Origin of the sequence: Pseudomonas sp. B21-021 (assembly GCF_024749205.1) — a bacterium.
GTDB lineage: Bacteria > Pseudomonadota > Gammaproteobacteria > Pseudomonadales > Pseudomonadaceae > Aquipseudomonas > Aquipseudomonas paraglycinae.
The window spans coordinates 3,829,292-3,851,805 of sequence record NZ_CP087192.1 but is presented as its reverse complement, the minus strand read 5'-3'; the positions used below and the strand labels follow the sequence as shown (position 1 = coordinate 3,851,805).

Below are 22,514 nucleotides of genomic sequence, written 5' to 3'. Positions count from 1 at the left end.
TGCGATATGTCGGAAAAGTGATTTTCTTGGTGAGTTTTTTCCCTAAAGTTCGTAGTCAGTTTTCTCTGGCCGGCCGTGACGCGTTTTCCTTCAACATTTGGAGAACGTCTTTGCAGGTTTCGCGAGTGGCATTCCAGTAGTCTTGTGCAACTCGCGTTGAATGAGCACTTTGCTCGCTCAGGCGTATATTCGAGTCATCGCGCAACACCTTCGGCCTGGCCGACTTTTTCTGCCGTGCGCGCTTTTCGCGTACGGCACTCTTTTCAAGTGTGGGGATGTTTCTTTGGCAGTCAGTAACCTCGATATGCATGCTTTGTTCGTGCTGGGTGATTTGCGGGCAAAGCTGGTCAAGCAGTTTCAATCGCGTTTTGTTTACATCACCGAGCAGAACGCCGAAGGCATTTACGTTGCCGAGATCGACACCGAAAGTGCATTGGTGGTCGATGACAAACCTGGCCTCAAGCTCAAGGTCGGCGATCATTTCAGCGCATCGGTGCTGCCGAGCCGTGAAGGCGGCAAGATGGACATCCGCTTTCGCGAAATCAAAATGACCGTGTATGGTCTGGGCGACTACGCGTTTGTCACCACGGCCGACGGCCATGCCATCGTGTTCAAGGAAGGCCACAGCGCGGTCACCGTGTTTGCCGCCAACGAGCAGTTGCAGGAAGGCCTGACCAAGACCCTGAAAGCCGTCACCGCCAAAGCCGCCAAGTGGCGCAAGGGCGAACTGGTGACGTTCAAGGCCAGCGAGTGAGCCGCGCCGATTTCCATTTGCAGAACCTCGACAGCGCCCGTGAGGAAGCACGTCGATTGTTCACGGCAAAGGCTGAATTGAAGGGCGCCTGGCTGGGATGGGTCGCCTCGCAGATCTATGCCTTGCAGCCTGCGGAATACGCCAGCATGGTCAGACGCGAGCTGAAGAGCCTGCAGGAAATTTCTGAAAAGTAGCCTTGTCCGTGTCATGCCCCTGAAAAAGCAGGAACCTCGTCTACAGTCAGTTGACTGAGTATTCAGAGGCTTGCGGTCTTCTGTCAGGCCATCCTGCTATTGCTGTGAACAGCACGAGGTGCAAAAGCATGAACGGATTTCGACGGTTGCTGGCCGCTGGCATCACCACCTTCGGCTTGATGACGGCGGTGCCTGCGGTGAGCGCGGCGCAGGCGCCGATCCACTTTGCCGACCTGAACTGGGAAAGCGGCAGCCTGATCACCGATGTCCTGCGCATCATCGTCGAGAAGGGCTACGGCCTGCCGACCGACACCTTGCCGGGCACCACCATCACTCTTGAGACCGCACTGGCCAACAACGACATTCAGGTCATCGGCGAAGAATGGGCCGGACGCAGTCCGGTGTGGGTCAAGGCCGAGGCCGAAGGCAAGGTCGCCAGCCTGGGCGACACGGTCAAAGGCGCCACCGAAGGCTGGTGGGTACCGGAATACGTGATCAAGGGCGACCCGGCCAAGGGCATCAAGCCACTGGCGCCGGACCTGCGCAGTGTCAGCGATCTGAAGAAGTACAAGGACGTGTTCAAGGACCCGGAAACCCCGAGCAAGGGCCGGTTCCTCAACAGCCCGATCGGCTGGACGTCAGAGGTGGTGAACAAGCAGAAGCTCACGGCTTATGGCTTGCAGGACGATTTCGTCAATTTCCGCAGCGGCTCCGGTGCGGCACTCGATGCCGAAATCAGCTCATCGATCCGTCGGGGCAAACCGGTGCTGTTCTATTATTGGTCGCCGACGCCTTTGCTCGGCAAGTTCAAACTGGTTCAACTGGAAGAACCGCCGTTCGATGCCGAGGCCTGGAAGACCCTGACCGACGCCGATAATCCCAATCCGAAACCGACCCGTTCATTGGCCTCGAAGCTGTCGATCGGGGTGTCCACACCGTTCCAGAAGCAGTATCCGCAGATTGCCGAGTTCTTCAGCAAGGTCGATTTTCCGATTGATGACCTGAACAAGGCGCTGGCCGAAATGAGCGAGAAACACACGGCGCCCCGGGACGCAGCGGTGGCGTTCATGAAGGCGCATCCGGATGTGTGGCAGGCGTGGTTGCCGAAGGACGTGGCGCAGAAGGTCCAGGTAGGTTTGTAGCGGTGTGGCGAGGGCGTCAGGCCCTCGCCGAGTTGAATCAGAAGCGGGTTTGCACAGCCAGCTCCAAGGTGCGCGGTGTGCCGAGGTAATACGCCGGCGACACATGGGCGAACTCGGCGTACACCTCATTCGTCAGGTTGCGCACCCGCCCGGTCACGGTGGTGTGCGAATCCACCTTGTAGCTGAGGAAGCTGCCAAATAGTGTGTACGACGGCACGGTCATGGTGTTGGCCGTGTCGGCGAACACCGATGCCACATACCGAGCATCGACCCCGCCTTGCCATTGCGGCGAGAAATCGTAGGTCAGCCACAGATTGCCGACCCGGTCCGGCACGTTGGTCGGTGTGTTGCCCTTGCGGGAAACCACTACGCCGGCGGCGTTCTTTTCGTTGAACTCATCGTATTGCGCATCGACCCAGGCGAAGTTGCCTTCGGCCAGAAGCTTGTCGGTGATCCGCAGCGAGCCGGCAATCTCGATGCCCTTCGAAGTCTGCTGGCCGACCGGAATGCTGCTGGTCGGGTCCAGTGGATCCGTCACCGCGAAGTCTTTGCGCTCGATGGTGTACGCGGCCACTGTCGCCGAGCCGCGTCCGTTCAGGTAGTCGAACTTGCTGCCGATTTCCCATTGCTTGCCGGTCGAGACATCGAAGTCCTGGGTGCCATTGGGTTGCTCGGCGGCGGTGCTGTATTGCACGTACACATTGGCTGACGGAATGAACTGATACGTCAGGCCGGCGCGCCCGGTGACCGGCTCCCAACTGCGTTTGAGATGGCGCGGGTTGCTCGCGGTCACCGTGCGATGGTTGGTCACGTCGAGGTCGATATCGTCGTAGCGCAGGCCGGTGAGCAACGAAAGCTTGTCGGTCAGTGCCAGGCGGTTTTCGGCAAACAGCGCTTTGGTCGTGACTTCGTTGGTCTTGTCGCTGACAAAACCCGGCATCGTTCCGGGGATGTCATAGAAATGCCCCGGGCGGTAGTTGTTCGGGTTCACCGTGCTGGCGCCTTTGACGTTCAGCGGCGAGTTGGTGGTCTGATTGACCTTGTACTCGAAACCGCCGGACCAGGTGGTGTCGAGGCCGAACAGGGTGTTGTCGTGGCGCAGTTCGAACTGGTTGCCATTCTGCTCGCCCTGGTGTCGAACCTGATACGCAGTGGAGCGGTTCACCGCGCTGTTGTCGGCGTTGTATTGATAGGTTTCCAGGTTGCGGTAATCGCGCTGGCTGTCGAGGTGATAGAGGGTGTTGCGCAGGGTGGTGCTGTCGTTGATCCGGTAGTCGATGATCGAGCGCACCCAGATCGTCCGCTGCTCGTAGCGGCCGTCCTCGACGTTGTAGTTATTGAAGCGGTTGTGCTTGTCGATCTTCAACTCGCCGGCCTTGGGGTTGAGCACCGGCGTGCCCCAGTACGGGCTGTCCTCGTGTTCGTCCTGATATTCCAGGGCCAGGGTGTGAGACAGGTTTGGCGTCAGTTCGCTGAGCAAAGAGAACGCCACGCTCCAGGCATCGCGCTCCTGGCGGTCGATGTAGCCGTTGCTGGTGTTGTGACTGACGTCGAGACGCGCGTAATGCTGCACGTCGGCGCCGGGGTCGGTCAGCGCGTGGTTGAGGCCGAATGCGGTTTCGGTGGTGTCGTAGGTGCCGTAGCTGACCCGACCTTCTGCGGCCTGCTCGTCGCGGGTGGCCAGTTTGGTCACGTAGTTCAGCGAGCCACCGACCGAGCCGGCGCCATTGATCAGCGATGACGGGCCGCCGACCAGTTCCACCCGGTCATAAATCCACGAATCCACGGGCCGCGCCAGTCCGCCGGAAACGTTGACGCCGTTGAACATCTGGGTGATCTGGCTGCTGGTAAAACCGCGATAGGAGACGAATCCGCCAAAGCCCGGCGGCGCACTGGCGTTCACCCCCGGCAAGGTGTTGGCCGCGTCCTGAAAGTTTTGCGAACCGTGACGTTCGATGTCATTGCGATTGGCTATCGCCACCGAGGCCGGAGTGTCGCGCACGCTGAGGCCGAGGCGCGAGGCCATGCCGCTGGACTGGTCGAGGCTCAGGCCCGGTTCGGCGCCGGACTCGCCGTCAATGGTGATCGGCGCCAGATCCACGGTGGATTGCGCCCAGACGTTGACGGACAGGCAGCCGCACAGGCTCGCCAGCAAGGTAAGTTGTTTCATCGATTGAATCCTGAATGCTTGTCTAGGAGTCAGCGAACAGGCGAACGCCGCGCGTTGGCGCAGTGGGCTGACAAATCAAAAAGGCAAGGACACTCAGGCGAGCGGCGGGGCGCGAGGATTGGCCGAAGGCCAGATGAAGCGGGCAGGGAGGTCGGCGCTGACGATGACCGGCAGCGGCGGGCTGTGTTGTTCCGGCAGGATCGCCAGGGTCAGGCTGGAGTTGAACGCCGGGCCCATGCCGCCGGTGGAGCACAGCGGGCATCCGAAGGCCTTGGCCAGGGTCGGCAGTTTTTCTTCGGCGGGATTCGAGGCGAGCGGAGCCTGGGTGCTCGGGTCGACGGCGCAGAACTGGCCGCCGATACCGTTGAGCTGCATGCCGACCATTTGTCCGTGACCGATGCTGCAGGCGAACACGTTGAACAGGACGCAGCAATAGAGCATCCAGGCCAGCAGTGAGCGATCGGTACGGGTGAATTTCATGGGGCGGCACTTTACCGCACCGCCGACCGGTCGTGCACATGGAAAAATGCCGACTAGGATGTTTTGTTCAAATCCCTTTAAAGGATTCTCGACCATGACCTTTGTGTTGGCTCAATGGCTGGTGACGATTTTTGCGGTGATCAGCCTGATGCATGTGTATTGGGCGATGGGTGGGCAGTGGGCAGCCGTGGCGGTGGTGCCGCAGGTTCCGGTGGACAACGGCGGGCTGACGCTCAGGCCGGCGTTCAAGCCGTCAGGCTGGATCACGCTGGTGGTGGCGGCAGCCCTGCTACTGATTGCCGCACTGGTGTGTATGCGAGTGGGGTGGTGGCTGCCCGCCGTGCATCACTGGGCGCTGCAATGGGTGATCAGCGCGATTGCGCTGCTGATGTTTGCGCGGGCGATCGGCGATTCGGAGCTGGTGGGGTTTTTCAAGGAAGTGAAGGGGTCGCGGTTTGCCCGGCTCGACACTTGGGTTTACTCGCCGCTGTGTCTGATATTGGGAGCCGGGCTGTTGGCTGTCGCCTGGATCTAGCTGCCGGTTTCAGTGCGCCGGCTGCTGACCTCGGCCGGCACATCATCCCCGGCCATGCGCTTGCGAAACAACGCCGCCCGCGCCAGCAGCAAGGTAGTCACCGGCACGGTGATCGACAGCAGAATCGGGATCAGCCATGCGTGCAGCACCGGCCCGGACTTGAGCGCGGAAAAGCAGATGATCGACGCCAGCGCCACGCACCACGCGCCGAGGGTCGATGCCAGCGCTGGCGGATGCATGCGCTGGAAGTAATCCTTCATCCGCAGCAGGCCGGTCGCGCCGATCAGGGCGAACACGCCGCTGAGGACCAGCAGGATCGCCACCGGGATTTCCACCCAGAGAGACAGTTCAGCGTTCATTCGATCACCTCGCCACGCAGGAGGAACTTCGCCAGGGCAAACGAGCCGACGAAGCCGAACAGCGCGATCAGCAGCGCCGCTTCGAAGTAGGTGTCACTGGAATAACGAATCCCCAGGGTCAGCATCATCAGCATGGCGACGATGTACAGGTAATCCAGCGCCAGTACCCGGTCCTGCGCCGACGGGCCTTTGAACAGGCGCACCAGCGTGAGGACCATGGCCAGGGAAAACAGGAACAGCGTCAGCAGAATCGCATTCGACAGCAGCGGGCTCATTCGAAAATCTCCATCAACGGCCGCTCGTAAGTGACCTTGAAGTGCTGGATGAATTGCGCCTCGTCATCCAGATCCCAGACGTGCAGCAACAGAATGCTGCGATCCAGCGCCAGCTCCGACCACACCGTGCCGGGCACGACCGTACAGATCATCGACAGCGCCGCCAGACCGTTGGCATCGCGCAGGTCCAGCGGCACTTTGATGAAGCGTGAACGAAGCGGCCGACGACCGGCATTGAGTACGCCCCAGGCCACCTGAAGGTTCGAGACGATCACATCGCGCCCGACCAGCAGAAACAATCGCAGGATAGTGCCGGGACGGCGGATGTGAATCCGCTGCGGGCGCAGTTTGCGCATCATCAGCGGGGCGCAGAAACCGAGTACGGCACCCAGCAGCAGGTTGCCCGGGCTGACCGACAGGTTCAGCACCAGCCACAGCAACCACAGCGCAAGCGACAACCACGGAGCAGGAAACAGACGCTTCATGGTTGCACCTCCAGCAGCGCAGCCTTGGCTTCCGGGCTGGGCACGGCGCGGGTGCCGAGCACCGCCATCACATATTGCTGCGGATTGTTCAGGGCATCGGCCGCTGCCTGGGTGTAACGCAGCAGCGGTTCAGCCTTGAAGGTCAGCGCGATGCTCAGCCCGAGCAGCAGGAAAATCGGCGTGCATTCCAGTTTGCGCAGCAGGGGCGACGGGCGCTCTTCGGGCGACCAGAAGCGCTGGATCCCCAGACGCGAGAACGCCATCAGCGAGCCGAGCCCGGTAAGGATCAGCAAGGCCAGCAACGCCCAGGCGGCATTCGAGATCGGTTCGCCCGCGCCGAGGCCCAGCGGGTTGAGCAGGGCGCCGATCAGGCTCAGCTTGCCGATGAAACCGGACAGTGGCGGCATGCCAATGATCAGCAGCGCGCAGGCAATGAAGCTCAGGCCGAGGAACGCCATGGTCCATGGAATCACCTGACCGACCACGGCTTTCTGCTCGTCGTCGAGGTTGATGCCCTTGACCGGACGCTGCCACTCCTGCGGACGCGGCAGCAGTTCGTTTTCGTCTTCCAGCGGCACTTCGATGGCGGTGCGCGAACGCTCGATCAACTCGGCGAGCAGGAACAGCGCGCTCAACGCCAGGGTCGAGCTGACCAGATAGAACAGCGCGGCGCCGATCAGGTTCGGCTGGGCGAAACCCACGGCCGACAGCAGAATCCCCGCGGACACCAGAATGCTCAGGCTGGCCATGCGTTCCAGACGTTGCGCGGCAATGATCGCCACGCCTGCGCCGGCCATGGTGGCCATGCCGCCGTAGATCAGCCAGTCACCACCAAAATACGCCGAAGCACCGGCCTGGCCCGAGAACAGCAGCGTCCACAGACGTAAAAGGGTGTAGACGCCGACCTTGGTCATGATCGCGAACATCGCCGCCACCGGCGCGCTGGCCGACGAGTAGGCCGGCACCAGCCAGAAATTCAGCGGCCACATGCCGGCCTTGGCCAGGAACGCCACGGCCAGAATCCCCGCGCCGGCGTGCAACAGGCCACGGTCTGCTTCCGGCACCAGCGGGATCTTCAGGGCCAGATCTGCCATGTTCAGGGTGCCGGTCACACCGTAGATCAACGCCGCGCCGATCAGGAACAGCGACGACGCCAGCAGGTTGATCGAAATGTAATGCAGCCCCGACGACACCCGCGCCCGGCCCGAGCCGTGAAGCAGCAAGCCATAGGATGCGGCGAGCAGCACCTCGAAGAATACGAACAGGTTGAACAGGTCCGCCGTCAGGAATGCACCGTAAAGGCCCATCAGCTGAATCTGGAACAGGGCGTGGAAGCTCGACCCGGCGCCGTCCCAGCGGGCCATGGCGAACAGCAGGGCGCTGACGCCGATGATTCCGGTCAGCACCAGCATCAATGCCGACAGACGATCGACCACCAGCACGATGCCGAACGGCACCTGCCAGTTACCCGGCAGATACACACCGATCGAGCCGGGCACGCCGGTGGTCTGGGTCCATTGCAGCAGCATCACCGAGATGCCGAGGCCGAGGAGACTGGAGAACAGGTTGATTTTCGCCTTCAGCGGTCGGTGCTTCTCGCCGAGCATCAGCATGATGGCGGCGGTCAGCAGCGGCAGCAGGATCGGTGCGGCGATCAGGTGAGTCATCGCCGTCATTCCTTGGGCTCCCTTCCGTCAACGTGGTCGGTGCCGGTCAGGCCCCGTGAGGCCAGCAGCACCACCAGGAACAATGCGGTCATGGCGAAGCTGATGACGATCGCCGTCAGCACCAGCGCCTGTGGCAGCGGGTCGGTGTAATTGAGCAGATCCTGCGGCACGCCGTCCTTGATGATCGGCTCCTTGCCGATGAACAGGCTGCCCATGCTGAAGATGAACAGATTGACGCCGTAGGACAGCAGGCACAGGCCCATCACTACCTGGAATGTCCGTGGCCGCAGGATCAGCCAGACCCCGGACGCGGCGAGTACGCCGATGGCGATTGCGATGACTTCTTCCATCAGACGGCTCCTTTGGCGGCAGCGGTTTTGTGGCCCCGGACCGATTGGTGGGCGAGGGCGGTGAGGATCAGCAAGGTCGAGCCGACCACCACGGCGTAGACGCCGATATCGAAGAACAGCGCGCTGGCGATATGGATGTCACCCAGCAGTGGCAAGCTGAAATGCCAGGTGTGGGTGGTGAGGAACGGATAGCCTACCGCCATCGCCCCGAGGCCGGTGACGGTGGCGAACAGCAGGCCGGTGCCCATCCAGCGCAGCGGTCGCAGGCTCATTTGCGCCTCGACCCACTGGGTGCCGGCGACCATGTATTGCAGGATGAACGCCACCGACATCACCAGGCCGGCGACGAATCCGCCACCCGGCTGGTTATGCCCGCGCATGAACAGGTAGAACGACACCACCAGCGCAATCGGCAGCAGCAGGCGCACCAGCACCGCCGGCACCATCATGAAGCCGAGCGCGGTGTCGCTGGCCGAGCGCGGGTTGACCAGATCGGTGACCACGTCGGGGGCGAGCAGGCGCTGCTGGGCCGGCAGTTGCAGGCTTTCTTTCGGCGGGCGGAAGCGACGCAGCAGGGCGAACACAGTCAGGGCTACGGCAGCGAGCACGGTGATTTCGCCAAGGGTGTCGAAACCACGGAAATCCACCAGCATCACGTTGACCACGTTGCTGCCGCCGCCCTCGGGCAGGGCACGGCTCAGGTAGAACGAGGAAATGTCGTTCGGCGTCTGCCGGGTCAGCATCGCGTAGGACAGCAGCGCCATGCCGCCACCGACGGCAATCGACAGCAGCAAGTCGCGCAGACGCCGTACCCGCGCCTTGCGCAGGCTGCTTGGCAACGGCGAAACCTCTTCGATCCGCCGTGGCAGCCAGCGCAGGCCGAGCAGGATCAGCACCGTGGTCACCACTTCGACCACCAGTTGCGTCAGGGCCAGATCCGGTGCCGAGAACCAGACGAAGGTCACGCACGTCATCAGGCCGCAGACGCTGACCATGGTCAGGGCGGCGAGACGGTGATACTTGGCTTGCCATGCGGCGCCGAGGGCGCAGGCGATTGCCAGCAGCCACAGGGTCACGAACACGATCGAGCCAGGAATCTTCGGCCGATCGCCCCAGCTCAGACTGCTGTGCAGCATCGGGATCAGGCCGGCCAGCACTGCCGCCAACACCATCAGGAACAGCTGGGTTTGCAGACGCTTGGTGCCGATCCGCCGCTCCAGCCGCCGGGCCAGACGCATCATCACCACCAGACTGCGCTCGAACATTCGCTTGCCGTTGAGGCGGCCCGCCAGCGGCGGATACTTGAAGCGGCCGCGCTTGAGCTGGTTGCGCAGTAGCAGATACAGCACGATGCCGCCGGACATGGCGATCAGGCTCATGATCATCGGTGCATTGAGGCCGTGCCAGATCGCCAGGCTGTATTCCGGCAGCACGCCACCCACCACCGGCAAGGCGGCAGCGGCCAGCAATGGGCCTACAACTTGTGCCGGGAAAATTCCCACCAGCAAACAGGTGAAGACCAGCAACTCGACCGGCGCACGCATCCAGCGCGGCGGTTCGTGCGGGGTGTGCGGCAGGTCGGTGGCAGTCGGGCCGAAGAACACGTCGACGGTGAATCTCAGCGAGTAGGCAACGCTGAACATCCCGGCAATGGTCGCGACGATCGGCAGGCTGGTTTCAACCCAGGCGGTGGCGTTGATGAACACGGTTTCGGCAAAGAACATTTCTTTCGACAGGAAACCGTTGAGCAGCGGCACGCCGGCCATGGACGCACTGGCCACCATCGCCAGGGTGGCGGTGAACGGAATCAGTTTGAACAGGCCGTTGAGCTTGCGGATGTCGCGGGTGCCGCTTTCGTGGTCGATGATCCCGGCGGCCATGAACAGCGAAGCCTTGAAGGTCGCGTGGTTGAGAATGTGGAACACCGCCGCCACGGCGGCCAGCGGGCTGTTCAGGCCGAGCAGCAGCGTGATCAGGCCGAGATGGCTGATGGTCGAGTAGGCCAGCAGTCCCTTGAGGTCGTTCTGGAACATCGCGCAGTACGCACCAAGCAACAGGGTGGCGGCGCCGGCGCCGCTGACGATGTAGAACCATTCTTCGCTGCCGGACAGCGACGGCCACAGCCGGGCCAGCAGGAAAACCCCGGCCTTGACCATGGTCGCCGAGTGCAGGTACGCCGAAACCGGTGTGGGTGCCGCCATTGCGTGCGGCAGCCAGAAGTGGAAGGGGAACTGGGCGCTTTTACTGAGAGCGCCGATAAGAATGAGGGGAAGCAGGATGGGGTAGAGGGCATGTGCGCGAATCAGATCGCCGGCGGCCAGGACCTTGTCCAGGTCATAGCTGCCGACCACATGGCCGAGGATCATGACCCCTGCCAGCAAGCACAATCCTCCCGCGCCGGTAACCATCAACGCCATGTAGGCGCCGCGGCGCGCGTCGTGGCGGTGGTGCCAGTAGCCGATCAACAGGAACGAGAAGAGGCTGGTCAGCTCCCAGAAGAACACGATCTGGATCAGGTTGCCGGAGATCACCAGCCCGAGCATGGCGCCCATGAACGCCAGAAAGAACGCGAAGAAACGCGGCACCGGATCGTCCGGCGACATGTAATAACGGGCATATAAAGAAACGAGGGTGCCGATGCCCAGCACCAGCATCGAGAACAGCCAGGCGAAGCCGTCCATGCGCAGGACGAAGTTCAGACCCAGGCTGGGCAGCCATGTGAATTCTTCGCGAATCACGCCGCCGTGGGCGATCTGCGGGTACAGCAGCGCGACCGAGACAGTGCCGATCAGTGCGACCAGACCTGCCAGCAGGGATTCGGCGTTACGTGCGTTGTGCGGCAGCACGGCTGCCAGACAGCTGCCCAGAAAAGGCAGAAGCAGTAGAACTATCAGGGACATAGGCTTCTAATCTGCGGAAGTTTGTGAAGCATCATACGTGCCAGCTCCCGGATCGCCAAACGCGAGGATGTCTCTGAATCCTACAAAGTAGCCGTAAAACCCCGTTTAGCCTTCGGTCTCGTGCTCCAATTCTTCCGTGACCGTTTGTGTCTCTTTGCCTTTGGTCTTCAATTCACTGACGATCACCGCCGCCACGATCAGTCCTGCGCCCACCAGTGCAATCGCTGGGAGACGCTCTCCTGCGATACGACCGACGATCCCGGCCCAGACTGGTTCACCGGCGTAGATCAAGGTCGCGCGGGTCGGCGAAACACTTTTCTGCGCCCAGTTCATCGCCACCTGAATTGCCGCACTCATCGCGCCCAGGCCCAGAGCCGTACTCAGCAGCAGCCACGAGAAATCCGGAATCGCCTCGCCGGTCGGCACCACCATCAAAAACGACAGCACCGAAGTCGTCGCCAGCTGCACCACGGTTACCCGGCGCACATCGACTTGCCCGGCATAGTTACTGATAAGGATGATTTCGGCCGCTATCGCGATGGCGCTGATCAGCGTGGCGATTTCACCGGGGCTGAAATTCAGCGAAGCACCGGACGGCCCGGAGAGCAGCATCAGCCCGGTAAACGCCAGCATGATGCCGATGCTCGGCATCAAACCCGGGCGCCGGCCGAGAACCAGCCATTGCAACAGTGGCACGAACGGCACGTAAAGCGCGGTGATGAACGCCGACTGACTGCTGGGAATGCTCTGCAAACCGACAGTCTGCAAGCCATAACCGAGCAGGATCGCCACGCCGATAAAGGCGCCGGCCTTGAGTTCGAACAGGGTCAGTTCCCGCAGGTGTTTCCAGGAGAACAGCGAAACAATGCCAGCTGCGGCGGCAAAGCGCAGGCCGACGAAAAACATCGGACCGCTGACGGTCATCGCGTGCTGCACCAGCAGAAAGGTGCCGCCCCAGAGCATGGTGATCAGCACCAGCACGCACTCGGCTTTGCTGAACCGGGAAAAACGCAGGGGAGTTTTGGGGGAGTTGGCTGACGTCATGACCTTGCGCACTTTTAAGGAGGGGACGCACAATGCGCCAAATGTTGCGCAGTATACTGCCCAACCCCAGCCAGTGAGCAATATAGTGCACAAAGATTCTGTACAACGGGCTTCGGTCCTGCAACACGTCAGCCAGAACGTCCGGCGCCTGCGCCATGCCGCCGACATGAGCCAGACGGCCCTCGCGGAAAAGTCCGGGGTCAGCCGGCGAATGCTGGTGGCCATCGAGGCTGGCGAAAAGAACGTCAGCCTGACCACCCTCGATCGCGTCGCCGAAGCTCTCGAAGTGGCCTTCAGCGATCTGATCCAGGCGCCTGACAACCGCGATCCCGGCCGTATCAACGAACTGGCCTGGGCTGGCAGCATCCCCGGCAGCAAAGCCGTTTTACTGTCCAAGGCCAACGCCACCCGTGCGGTTGAACAGTGGGAATGGTGCCTGCAACCGGGCGAGGTCTATCCCTCGCAACCGGACGCCGAAGGCTGGAGCGAGCAGATTTTCGTGTTCGAGGGCTGCCTGACGCTGATGCTCGGCGATCAACCCCAGCGCATCGCGGCCGGGGAGTTTTTCATGTTCGCCAGCAACCAGCCGCACACCTATCGCAATGACGGGGAAGTGGCCGCGCGCTTCGTGCGCAATGTGGTGATCTGACTGTTGCATGGCCGACAGCGGATAAACAGTTTGCTCCATCCTGCGTGCAGACTGCTTTAAGTTGTTATCTCAATCTATTGATAAATAAAGAAAATATATTCAGGCACGACTCCTGCTATGGGTTCTGGATCCTCATCCGGAAACCACGGAGTCGCCTCACATGACCGCCTCAATTCACACCTTCAAACGCCTCCTGACAATCGGGAGTGCCATCTGATGCCCCGCGAAATTCGTCTCAACGCCTTCGACATGAACTGCGTCGGTCACCAGTCGCCGGGCCTGTGGGCTCACCCTCGGGACCGCTCGTGGCAGTACAAGGATCTGGAGTACTGGACCGAACTGGCGAAAATCCTCGAGCGCGGCAAGTTCGACGGCCTGTTCATCGCCGACGTGCTGGGCATCTACGACGTGTACAACGGCAATGGCGAAGCAGCCATCCGGCAGGCGGCGCAGGTGCCGGTCAACGATCCGTTGCAACTGATCCCGCCGATGGCGCTGGTCACCGAACACCTGGGTTTCGGCCTGACCGCGTCGTTGTCCTTCGAACATCCGTATCCATTCGCCCGACGCCTGTCGACCCTCGATCACCTGACAAAGGGCCGGGCCGGCTGGAACATCGTCACCTCTTATCTGGAGAGCGGCGCGAAGAACATCGGCCAGCAAGCCCAGACCGAACACGACGCGCGCTACGACTTCGCCGAGGAATACCTGGAGGTCTGCTACAAACTCTGGGAAGGCAGTTGGGAAGAGGGTGCGATCCTGCGGGATCGCGAGCGGCGGATTTTCAGTGACCCGAGCAAGATCCACGAGATCCGCCATCACGGTAAACACTTCCAGGTGCCGGGCATTCACCTCTGCGAGCCGTCGCCGCAGCGCACGCCGGTTCTCTACCAGGCGGGAGCTTCCAGCCGGGGCAAGCAGTTTGCCGCCGAGCATGCCGAATGCGTTTTTGTCGCTGCCCCGTCGAAAGTGCTGCTGAAGAAAACCGTGGCCGACATTCGCCGCCGCGCCGCCGAGGCCGGGCGCGATCCGTCGAAGATCCTGATCTTCAACCTGCAAACCGTGATCCTCGGCGAGACCGACGCCAAGGCCAAAGCTAAGTTCGAAGAATACAAATCCTGGGTCAGCTACGAAGGCGCGATGGCGTTGATTTCCGGCTGGACCGGCATCGATTTCAGCCGTTTCAAACCGGACGAACCCCTGAAGCACGTGCACACCAACGCCATTCAATCGGCGGTCGAGGCGTTTTCCACGGCGGATCCGAACAAGGTCTGGACCCCCAACGAACTGGCTGACTGGGTCGGCATCGGCGGCTTCGGCCCGTTGTTCGTCGGCAGCCCGGAAACGGTGGCGGACCTGTTGCAGGAATGGGTCGACGAAACCGACGTCGACGGCTTCAACCTGGCCTACGCGCTGACCCACGAAACCTTCATCGATGCCGTCGAATTGCTGGTGCCGGAGTTGCAGAAGCGCGGTGTCTACAAGACCGAGTACGCGCCGGGTACCTTGCGCGAGAAGCTGTTTGGCGAAGGGCCGAGACTGCCGGAGATTCATCCGGGCAGCGGCTATCGAAACCTCGGCGAGCGGCATCGGCAGGAGAAAAAAGTCGCGTCCGTCTAGACGCCTTCGCGGCGTCTGAATGACACTGCCTTGAGCAAACCCTCTGCAGCGAGAACGGCATGACTCAAACCGATACGACCGCACTGCGTCACGCCGACATCCTGATTGTCGGCGGCGGCCTCAGCGGCACGATGCTGGCGGTGCAATTGCTGCGTTTGCCGGGGCGCAGAAAAATTCTGGTGATCGAGCCCCGGGCCGAACTGGGCCGGGGCGAAGCGTACAGCGCGGTGGAGCTGGGCCACACGCTCAATGGCAACGCAGCGCGGATGAGCGTTGACCCGGACAATGCCGATGACCTGACCCAGTGGCTGACCGATCACATTGCCGGTGGCGGCTGGCCGGAGTCGGATCAGCAACATGTGCCGGTCAGCGAACTGTTCCCACCACGCGGGTTGTTCGGCGTCTACGTGCAGCAGCGTCTGGCCGAAGCGCAGCAGGTGGGCGCGCAGCACGGTTCGACGGTCGAGCATGTGCGCGCCGAAGTGGTCGATGTTCAGACCTCCATCGATTCCGTGCAGCTCACCTTAAGTGACGGCCAGCAATTGCAGGGCGCTCATGCAGTGCTTGCAACCGGGATGTTCCCGGCTGCCCGCACCCCGCAAAAAGAATCCAGCGGCCTCAACGCGGCGGCACTCGATCCGTGGGATGTCGCGGCCATGCGCCAGCTCGATCCGCAATCAACGGTGCTGATCATCGGCTCCGGCCTGACCATGGTCGATGCCGTGGTGTCGCTGGAGCAGGCCGGGCATCGCGGGCCGATCGAGGTGTTTTCCCGGCACGGGTTGCTGCCCCATGTGCGTCGTCAACCGCCCGTGTGGGTGGACTTCCTCGCCGAAGATCACGGCATCCGCACACCGCGCCAATTACTGCGCGAATTGCGCCGGCATTGTCGGGACGCCATCGCACAAGGCATTGACTGGCAGGCGCCGCTCGACACCGTGCGCGCGCACATCGGCCGGTTATGGAGTCAGGCCAGCGATGTACAGCGCCGGCAGTTCGTGCGGCATGTGCGGCCGTGGTGGGAGAGTCATCACCATCGTTCGCCGCCGCTGAGTGCGGAACTGGTCGAGCGTCTGCACCGTGAAGGACGATTGCGCATTCATGCGGCGTCTTTTAAGGGTCTTGAGCCGGTATCGGGCGACGGTGTGAGTATCCGCATTCGCCCTCGCGGTGAGGCTGAAGCCCGCGTGGTACAGGGCGCGGCGTTGATCAATTCCAGCGGCATCGAATACGACTGGCGCCGGGTCGCGCGACCTTTGCCGCAGCAGTTGTTGGCGCGCGGCCTGGTTCGACCGGGACCGTTGGCGTTGGGGATCGAGGCCGCAGTGGACGGTGCTGTGCTGGATGAAGAGGGCCGGGTCTCGAACCGCCTGTTCGCCATGGGCCCGCCGCTGCGTGGCATGTGGTGGGAAAGCACCGCTGTCACCGATGTCGCGTCGCAGGCCAAGTCACTGGCCGCGCGATTGGTTCGCTGATACCCAAATGCAGGAAACCCCGCTTCGGCGGGGTTTCCTGTTTCTGGCAGCTCAAACCTATCACTCAGTAGCGCTGATATTTGGAACCGAATTCCGGGCGGTTTTCTGCGACGTACAGCTTGGCCTGTTCAGCGTTTTGTTGCAGGTTGAGGTTGCCCTTGTGTTCGGCATCGATGCTGACGGTGTCGACGTTCAGGGTGCCGGACTGGCCAACGGTCGCCGCCGCGACAACCGGGGTGCTGGCGTGTGGGGCTGCGATCGCGGAGGTGGCGCCGATCAGGGAAACAATGAAGCCGAGTGCGATGATGTCTTTCATGATGTTGCTCCAGAGAGTGGGAAGAAGATGGAGCTCACTCTAGTGCTGGAGGGTTTTGATGTGAAAACACCCTTGCGCATAGTCGTTATCGAAGGCGTTGATGCTTGATCAGCGCGGTAGGGTATTGGACAGCCAGCGCTGGCGCAGCTGCTCCAGACGGCCGTCGGCCCGCAATGTATCCAGCGCCTGCTGCCAGCGTGCGACCTGTTTCGGATCGGTCTGCGGCGAAAAGGCAATGTAGGTGTTCTGTTTCATCAACGGGATCTGGTACTGCAAGCGTCCCGGCTCCATGCCTTGCTCGCGGGCGAGGGCGGCCTTGGACCAGGTATCGGAGACCACGAAATCGGTACGCCCCAGGCTGAACAGTCGCATCATCTGCTCCGGGGTTTCGACGCCGTAGAGGTTGTTCAGGTCTTGCCCTTGCAGGTAGCTGTAGACCAGCCATTTGCGCGGCACGGTGATCCGGCCCAGGTGATCGGCTTCACGCAGGCTGTGCACGGGAGGCTGGAGATTGTCGCGGGCGTACAGCGCGGTTTCGACTTCGATCAGCGGCCCGACCCATTGATAGCGATCGTCGCGGTCGTCGGTACGCAGCACGGTGAATACGCCGGTGTCGGGCGTGTCGCTGGCCATGCGCAGGGCGCGCAGCAGCGGGACTTGTTGCAGATGAATGCGGTCGCCGGTCTGGGTCGCCAAAGCCTGCACCACGTCCACACCGAATCCTGCGAGCTGATTGCCTTGCATGAAATGCAGGGGCGGGTGGTTGTCGGTGAGCAGTTGCAGATCCGCCGCGGTGGCCGTCAGGGCCAGCATGGACAGCAGACAGGCGGCAAATCGTTTCATGGATCGTCCCTGAACAAATCAATCGCGCAGCTTAGTACGAGCCATGACGGCTGTCGTGGGGAAACAGCGGGGCTTTTGTGTCAGAGAACAAGGCTTATCGGTAGTGAACGCTGCGGGGGCAGAGCGCCCCCGGCAGGAATCGACAACGGCGGGTACAAACGATCAGTAGCGCTGGTACTTCGAACCGAACTCGGGACGGTTCTCGGCGACCAGTACGCTGCGGGCCGAACGCTCGCGCAGTTCCTGCAAGCGGTCGGCGCCACCTTCAGCGACGCGTTCGCGCAACTCTTGCAAACGGTCAGCACCGCCTTCGGCTACGCGTTCACGCAGTTCCTGCAAGCGGTCGGCACCGCCTTCAGCGACGCGTTCACGCAGTTCCTGCAAGCGATCCGCGCCACCTTCGGCAACGCGATCCTTCTGCAGGTTTTCCGAGCCGTATTCGGCAACCAGCGGTTGGGAGCTGGCGGATGCCAGGTCGGCCAGGGCCAGGCCGCTGAGCAGGCTGATTGCGAGTACCAGGGATTTCGAGGACTTGAACATGGTGCTTCTCCTTGCGTTTGAGATGAATGAACCAGTGCTTTCTGGTGGGTTCATTCAAACGCGAGGGTGTATCGCTGATATGTGGTGTTACGGCCCGAAAACACGGGTTACGTATCTGCGCGGCGAATTTATACAGAGTGATACAAATCCGTCAGGATTCGGCGAGCATCTCCACGGCGAAGGAGAAAACATAACCCTCGTTGCGCACGGTCTTGATGTAGGTCGGCTCGCGAGAGTCGTCCAGCAGACGTTGACGCAGGCGACTGACCAGCAAATCGATGGAGCGGTCGAACAGGTCGGCGTCGCGACCCTGAGTCAGATTGAGCAACTGGTCGCGGCTGAGCACCCGTTGCGGATGGTCGAGAAACACCCGGAGCAAGCGATATTCGGCGCCACTGAGGGCAACCATGGTGTCGTCTTCATCGAGCAGGTGGCGGGCGGTGGTGTCCAGGCGCCAGCGGCCGAACGCGAGCAGGCGCCCGGTTTCGGTGATCAGCAGATTGGGTGGCAGCATTCGCGTGCGGCGCAGCACGGCGTTGATCCGCGCCAGCAACTCGCGGGCAGCGAAGGGTTTGGTCAGGTAATCGTCGGCGCCCATTTCCAGGCCGAGGATGCGGTCGGTCTGGTCGTCGCGGGCGGTGAGCATCAGGATCGGGATCGCCTTGTGCTTGCCGGCGCGCAGTTCGCGGCACAGCACCAGCCCGTCATCGCCGGGGAGCATGATGTCGAGCACGATCAGGTCGACCGTGTTGGCTTCCAGAAAACTGCGCATCTGCCGGCCATCGGCGACCACGGTGCTGCGCAGGCCGTTCTTGGTCAGGTAATTGCCGACCAGCTCGCGGATCTCGCGGTCATCGTCGACGATCAGGATGTGGTTGATGTGATCCATGGTTCACACTCTTTTTGTGGGAGCGGGCTTGCTCGCGAAAGCGGTCCGTCAGTCAACAAAGATGCTGAATTCGATGGCCCCTTCGCGGGCAAGCCCGCTCCCACAGTGTTATGGGATGCCCTGAAGAATGGGTCTTCAGGGTTAAGCATTGGCGGTGTCAGGACACCACGCGATAGCACGGCACATACGCCGCGCCGCCCGGCAGTTTCATCCGGTGCTGGGCGACGAAGGCTTTGAGCAGCAGATCGAGCGGCTGCATGATCGCGGCGTCGCCACGGATCTGGTACGGCCCGTGTTCCTCGATCAGGCGGATGCCCTTGTCCTTGACGTTGCCGGCCACGATCCCGGAGAACGCGCGGCGCAGGTTGGCCGCCAGTTCATGAGGGGGCTGGTCGCGGTGCAGCTTGAGGTTGGCCATGTTTTCGTGGGTCGGATCGAACGGGCGCTGGAAGCCCTCGTCGATCTTCAGCAGCCAGTTGAAGTGGAACGCGTCGGCGCGTTCGCGGCGGAACTGCTTCACGGCCTTCAGGCCCGCGGTCATCTGCCTCGCCACTTCGGCCGGGTCGTCGATGATGATTTCGTAGTGCTTTTTCGCCGCTTCGCCGAGGGTGGCGGTGACGAAGGCGTCCAGTTGTTCCAGGTATGGCGCGGCGTGTTTCGGCCCGGTCAAAATCACCGGGAACGGCAGGCCGGCGTTGTCCGGGTGCATCAGGATGCCCAGCAGGTACAGGAATTCTTCGGCGGTGCCGGCGCCGCCCGGGAAGATGATGATGCCGTGGCCGACGCGGACGAAGGCTTCCAGGCGTTTTTCGATGTCCGGCAGGATCACCAGCTCGTTGACGATCGGGTTCGGCGCTTCGGCAGCGATGATGCCCGGCTCGGTCAGGCCGAGGTAACGGCCACCGTGAATCCGCTGCTTGGCGTGGGCGATGGTCGCGCCTTTCATCGGGCCTTTCATCACGCCGGGACCGCAACCGGTGCAGATGTCGAGGCTGCGCAGGCCCAGTTCGTGGCCGACTTTCTTGGTGTATTTGTATTCTTCGGTGTTGATCGAGTGGCCGCCCCAGCACACGACGATTTTCGGCTCGACGCCCGGACGCAGGGTGCGCGCGTTGCGCAGCAGGTGGAAGACGTAGTCGCTGATGCCCTGGGAGGTGCTGAGGTCAATGCTCAACGCATCGAGTTCGTTCTCGGTGTAGACGATGTCGCGCAGGGCGCTGAACAGCATTTCCCGGGTGCTGGCGATCATTTCGCCGTCGACGAAGGCGTCGGCCGGGGCGTTCAGCAGTTCCAGGCGCACGCCGCGATCCTGCTGGTGGATGCGGATTTCGAAGTCCTTGTAGGCTTCCAGAATGGTTTTCGCGTTGTCGACATGGGCGCCGGTATTGAGGATGGCCAGGGCGCACTGGCGAAAGAGGGTGTAGGTGCTGCCGGTTCCGGCCTGGCTCAGTTGCTGAACTTCACGTTGGGAAAGGGTTTCGAGGCTGCCTTTTGGGCTGACCGAGGCATTGATTACGTGTCGTTGGGTCATGCAGTGATCCTTAAAACGATGTCATTGCCGGCATGGCCAATGGCATCCGAATAGTGTGTATCCATGAATGAAGATGGCACGATCTGCGTGGTATCGCCATGTCCCCGTTGGACGTTGAAAAGATGAAAAGGCGCTCCAGCATAGCTAAATCCGCCTCAGAGGCGATAATGCGCCGGCCTCTTTTTATTTCAAGCCATGGAAGCCTGTCGCGATGTTCGAGATTCAACCGATCGATGCCATCACTTATCGCCAGCAGACCCGGCGCAGCACGCTGATCATCGCGGTGCTGTTTCTGGTGCTGGCGATGGCGTTTTCGACGGCGGCGGTGGCGCTGTTCGGCGAGCCGGGCGGGGATAACCTGCGGTTCAATGTCGGCGGGGTGTTTGGCGCATTTCTGCTGACAGCGGCGTTGCTGCGCGGGCGTTTCTGGAACCAGACCTGGATGGCCCCGGCGGTGTACGGCTGGCGGCTCAAGCGCAGCCTGATGAGCGTCACCAACGTGATGCATCAGGTGACGGCAGCGGTGGAGAAGGGTGATCCGGTGGCGATGAAGGTGCTGCGTTTCTATCACCTGGGGCTGACCCAGATGCATGAACTGGACGGTAACTCCAGCGATCACGCGCAATTGCACCGGGAAGTCGAAACACACAAGACGCGGATGGAGGCGCTCGGTCTGGATACCGATCAGACGCGCCTCGATCCGGCCTGGCTGGAAACCTTGAAAGCGCGCTAAAACGGAATGCGTGCGGCGCGCCGGAGTTTCCAGCGACGGATCAGGCGCCCGTAGACCAGCAGGTTGACCACCAGCACCACGCTGCCCAGCACCAGCTGAATCTGCGGCGTCAGCCCGGCCGGGTAGATGATCGGCCAGACGTAATGTTCGATGAAACCACCCGCGTATTCGGTCTGCCCGGCAGCGTGGCGCATCAGGTTTTCCCAATAGGTCAGTGGACAGGTCAGGTGCAACACCTCGACCGCCACGCCCCAGGCCGCCGCCGGCAAATGCAGCCACATCAGCCGCGGCCACTTGAGCACCAGCAGCCCGCCGAACAGCACGAACAGAATGAACAGCAAATGAAACAGCACCAGCCCGTCGGCGGCTATTCGATACAGCATGTCGTCTCCCTGACGCGTGTGTGAATGGTTGCCATGTTACGCCGGTAAACGACTGACGGAAGGAAGGATTTGCGCCAACTGCGCAAGATTGTTCAAGCCATGAAAGGGCGTTTGCTGGCAGAGTCCGGGGTCTTGTCTCACGGTTGAAGAGTGATATGTCTGACTCATTAATGCCGCGCAGTGCCTTTCTTCGCGGAGCCGCGGCGATCATGCCGTTATCCCTGGCGACCGCGCCGTGGGGGCTGCTGGCTGGCTCCATGGCGATCGAAGCCAACCTCACGCCGCTGCAAGGGCAGGGCCTGTCGAGCATCGTGTTCGCCGGCGCTGCGCAACTGGTGGCGATCGGCATGCTCAAGGGCGGCGCCGGGATTTTCTCGATTCTGCTGACCACGCTGCTGCTGACCTCGCAACATTTGCTCTACGGCATGAGCATGCGCCACGTGATTTCGCCGTTGCCGGGTCGCTGGCGTATCGGCCTGGGCTTTTTGCTCACCGATGAACTGTTCGCCCTGACCAGTCAGCATGATCGCCAGCAGTTCAACCGCTGGTACGCCTTGGGCGTCGGCCTGACGTTCTACATCGCCTGGAACCTCTTCACCCTGGCCGGCATTGTGCTCGGCAGCAGCATTCCGGGGCTTGAGCATCTGGGGCTGGACTTCTCGATTGCCGCCACCTTCATCGCATTGATCACCCCGGTGGTGCGCAATGTGCCGACGGTGGTCTGCGTAGCGGTGTCGCTGTTCTGCTCGGTGCTGTTCAGCTACTGGCAATGGGGTTCGGCGCTGGTGCTGTCGGGCCTGGCCGGCATGATCGCCGGGTTTATCTGCAACAAGCTGTATCGGGAGCGCACATGATGGTCTGGGCAGTGATTTTCGGCATGGGGATTCTGGTGTTCCTCAACCGTTACGTGTTTCTCGAACCGCGCCTGCCGGTGCGTTTGAGCAGTAACGCGCGGCAGTTTCTCGGGTTTGCCGTGCCGGGGATGTTGACCGCGATTTGCGGGCCGATTGTATTCATGCCGGACAAACAACTGAATCTGCAGTGGGATAACCCTTATCTGCTGAGTTCACTAGTGGCAATCGGCCTGGTGATCTAGACGCGTAATACATTGCTCAGCATGCTATTGAGCATGGCGTTCTTCTTTCTATTGCGCTGGTGGCTTTAAGTTCTACGCTTAATG

General features: G+C 61.7%; 24 protein-coding genes and 1 pseudogene. 10 read left to right on the top strand and 15 right to left on the bottom strand.

The features are described 5' to 3' along the window. Nucleotides 1-283 precede the first annotated feature (283 nt). The 3 genes from LOY31_RS17115 (at nt 284) to LOY31_RS17105 (ending at nt 2,090) form a co-directional block, all read left to right on the top strand. Nucleotides 284-754, top strand: a complete 471-nt coding sequence (locus LOY31_RS17115; RefSeq protein ID WP_007950541.1) for a hypothetical protein — start codon at nt 284-286, stop codon at nt 752-754. Next, nucleotides 751-948, top strand: coding sequence for a hypothetical protein (locus LOY31_RS17110; protein WP_085602906.1), 198 nt, complete (start codon nt 751-753; stop codon nt 946-948). Before LOY31_RS17115 ends, LOY31_RS17110 begins: the two co-directional genes overlap by 4 nt. 128 nt (nt 949-1,076) lie before the next feature. Further along, a complete protein-coding gene (locus tag LOY31_RS17105) occupies nt 1,077-2,090 on the top strand; it encodes an ABC transporter substrate-binding protein (RefSeq protein WP_085602908.1) in 1,014 nt (337 codons plus the stop codon). Between the two features lie 37 nt (nt 2,091-2,127). Here the strand turns inward: LOY31_RS17105 and LOY31_RS17100 are convergent, their stop codons facing one another. Further along, a complete protein-coding gene (locus LOY31_RS17100; RefSeq protein ID WP_258711897.1) occupies nt 2,128-4,260 on the bottom strand; it encodes a TonB-dependent siderophore receptor in 2,133 nt (710 codons plus the stop codon). Between the two features lie 93 nt (nt 4,261-4,353). Then, nucleotides 4,354-4,740: a DUF2946 domain-containing protein gene (locus tag LOY31_RS17095; protein ID WP_085602912.1), complete on the bottom strand. Its 387-nt coding sequence runs from the start codon at nt 4,738-4,740 to the stop codon at nt 4,354-4,356. 94 nt (nt 4,741-4,834) lie between these two features. Between LOY31_RS17095 and LOY31_RS17090 the strand changes: the two genes are divergently transcribed. Next, nucleotides 4,835-5,275, top strand: coding sequence for a DUF3995 domain-containing protein (locus tag LOY31_RS17090; protein ID WP_007950535.1), 441 nt, complete (start codon nt 4,835-4,837; stop codon nt 5,273-5,275). On the opposite strand, the gene LOY31_RS17085 is transcribed toward LOY31_RS17090, so the two are convergent. The 7 genes from LOY31_RS17085 to LOY31_RS17055 form a co-directional block, all read right to left on the bottom strand. After that, nucleotides 5,272-5,634, bottom strand: coding sequence for a Na+/H+ antiporter subunit G (locus tag LOY31_RS17085; protein ID WP_007950534.1), 363 nt, complete (start codon nt 5,632-5,634; stop codon nt 5,272-5,274). The two genes, LOY31_RS17090 and LOY31_RS17085, sit on opposite strands and share 4 nt — an antisense overlap. Continuing rightward, on the bottom strand, nt 5,631-5,909 hold the full coding sequence (locus LOY31_RS17080) for a K+/H+ antiporter subunit F (RefSeq protein WP_007910754.1): 279 nt from the start codon (nt 5,907-5,909) through the stop codon (nt 5,631-5,633). Before LOY31_RS17080 ends, LOY31_RS17085 begins: the two co-directional genes overlap by 4 nt. Next, complete coding sequence (locus LOY31_RS17075) at nt 5,906-6,394, bottom strand: Na+/H+ antiporter subunit E (RefSeq protein ID WP_007950533.1); 489 nt, start codon at nt 6,392-6,394, stop codon at nt 5,906-5,908. The genes LOY31_RS17080 and LOY31_RS17075 overlap by 4 nt, the downstream gene beginning before the upstream one ends. Continuing rightward, nucleotides 6,391-8,070, bottom strand: coding sequence for a monovalent cation/H+ antiporter subunit D (locus LOY31_RS17070; RefSeq protein WP_221534341.1), 1,680 nt, complete (start codon nt 8,068-8,070; stop codon nt 6,391-6,393). The genes LOY31_RS17075 and LOY31_RS17070 overlap by 4 nt, the downstream gene beginning before the upstream one ends. Then, nucleotides 8,067-8,411, bottom strand: coding sequence for a Na+/H+ antiporter subunit C (locus LOY31_RS17065; protein WP_003192163.1), 345 nt, complete (start codon nt 8,409-8,411; stop codon nt 8,067-8,069). The genes LOY31_RS17070 and LOY31_RS17065 overlap by 4 nt, the downstream gene beginning before the upstream one ends. After that, nucleotides 8,411-11,311 (bottom strand): monovalent cation/H+ antiporter subunit A, encoded by a 2,901-nt coding sequence (locus tag LOY31_RS17060; RefSeq protein WP_258711896.1) that lies wholly within the window; start codon nt 11,309-11,311, stop codon nt 8,411-8,413. Before LOY31_RS17060 ends, LOY31_RS17065 begins: the two co-directional genes overlap by 1 nt. A 105-nt stretch (nt 11,312-11,416) precedes the next feature. Beyond that, nucleotides 11,417-12,355 carry a DMT family transporter gene (locus LOY31_RS17055; RefSeq protein WP_221534344.1) on the bottom strand — a complete coding sequence of 313 codons (939 nt, stop codon included), beginning with the start codon at nt 12,353-12,355 and terminating at the stop codon, nt 11,417-11,419. 85 nt (nt 12,356-12,440) lie between these two features. On the opposite strand from LOY31_RS17055, the gene LOY31_RS17050 reads away from it, so the two are divergent. The 3 genes from LOY31_RS17050 to LOY31_RS17040 all read left to right on the top strand — a co-directional run bounded on the left by LOY31_RS17050 (nt 12,441) and on the right by LOY31_RS17040 (nt 16,099). Further along, nucleotides 12,441-13,004, top strand: a complete 564-nt coding sequence (locus LOY31_RS17050) for a helix-turn-helix domain-containing protein (RefSeq protein WP_007950529.1) — start codon at nt 12,441-12,443, stop codon at nt 13,002-13,004. Nucleotides 13,005-13,220: 216 nt separating this feature from the next. After that, the gene (locus tag LOY31_RS17045) at nt 13,221-14,624 is read left to right on the top strand and encodes an LLM class flavin-dependent oxidoreductase (RefSeq protein WP_258711895.1); all 1,404 of its coding nucleotides are present in this window, start codon (nt 13,221-13,223) and stop codon (nt 14,622-14,624) included. A gap of 59 nt (nt 14,625-14,683) precedes the next feature. Next, a complete protein-coding gene (locus LOY31_RS17040; protein WP_258711894.1) occupies nt 14,684-16,099 on the top strand; it encodes an FAD/NAD(P)-binding protein in 1,416 nt (471 codons plus the stop codon). Nucleotides 16,100-16,163: 64 nt separating this feature from the next. On the opposite strand, the gene LOY31_RS17035 is transcribed toward LOY31_RS17040, so the two are convergent. The 5 genes from LOY31_RS17035 to ppnN all read right to left on the bottom strand — a co-directional run bounded on the left by LOY31_RS17035 (nt 16,164) and on the right by ppnN (nt 20,218). Continuing rightward, the gene (locus LOY31_RS17035) at nt 16,164-16,415 is read right to left on the bottom strand and encodes a hypothetical protein (protein WP_221534349.1); all 252 of its coding nucleotides are present in this window, start codon (nt 16,413-16,415) and stop codon (nt 16,164-16,166) included. A gap of 108 nt (nt 16,416-16,523) precedes the next feature. Then, nucleotides 16,524-17,258 (bottom strand): ABC transporter substrate-binding protein, encoded by a 735-nt coding sequence (locus LOY31_RS17030; RefSeq protein ID WP_085602930.1) that lies wholly within the window; start codon nt 17,256-17,258, stop codon nt 16,524-16,526. Between the two features lie 162 nt (nt 17,259-17,420). After that, nucleotides 17,421-17,798 (bottom strand): hypothetical protein, encoded by a 378-nt coding sequence (locus LOY31_RS17025; protein ID WP_085602932.1) that lies wholly within the window; start codon nt 17,796-17,798, stop codon nt 17,421-17,423. 151 nt (nt 17,799-17,949) lie between these two features. Further along, on the bottom strand, nt 17,950-18,687 hold the full coding sequence (locus LOY31_RS17020) for a response regulator (RefSeq protein ID WP_039766999.1): 738 nt from the start codon (nt 18,685-18,687) through the stop codon (nt 17,950-17,952). 157 nt (nt 18,688-18,844) lie between these two features. Further along, a complete protein-coding gene (ppnN, locus tag LOY31_RS17015) occupies nt 18,845-20,218 on the bottom strand; it encodes a nucleotide 5'-monophosphate nucleosidase PpnN (protein WP_007950520.1) in 1,374 nt (457 codons plus the stop codon). Between the two features lie 211 nt (nt 20,219-20,429). Here ppnN and LOY31_RS17010 point away from each other — a divergent pair, with 211 nt between their 5' ends. Then, nucleotides 20,430-20,951 (top strand): DUF3087 domain-containing protein, encoded by a 522-nt coding sequence (locus tag LOY31_RS17010; protein WP_085746182.1) that lies wholly within the window; start codon nt 20,430-20,432, stop codon nt 20,949-20,951. On the opposite strand, the gene LOY31_RS17005 is transcribed toward LOY31_RS17010, so the two are convergent. Continuing rightward, nucleotides 20,948-21,334: a DUF2784 domain-containing protein gene (locus LOY31_RS17005; RefSeq protein WP_039766992.1), complete on the bottom strand. Its 387-nt coding sequence runs from the start codon at nt 21,332-21,334 to the stop codon at nt 20,948-20,950. The genes LOY31_RS17010 and LOY31_RS17005 overlap by 4 nt on opposite strands. 155 nt (nt 21,335-21,489) lie before the next feature. Here LOY31_RS17005 and LOY31_RS17000 point away from each other — a divergent pair, with 155 nt between their 5' ends. Both LOY31_RS17000 and LOY31_RS16995 read left to right on the top strand, forming a co-directional pair. Further along, complete coding sequence (locus LOY31_RS17000) at nt 21,490-22,188, top strand: AzlC family ABC transporter permease (protein ID WP_221534353.1); 699 nt, start codon at nt 21,490-21,492, stop codon at nt 22,186-22,188. Then, nucleotides 22,188-22,499, top strand: a pseudogene (locus LOY31_RS16995) (AzlD domain-containing protein). Before LOY31_RS17000 ends, LOY31_RS16995 begins: the two are co-directional and overlap by 1 nt. The last annotated feature ends 15 nt before the right edge of the window (nt 22,500-22,514 follow it).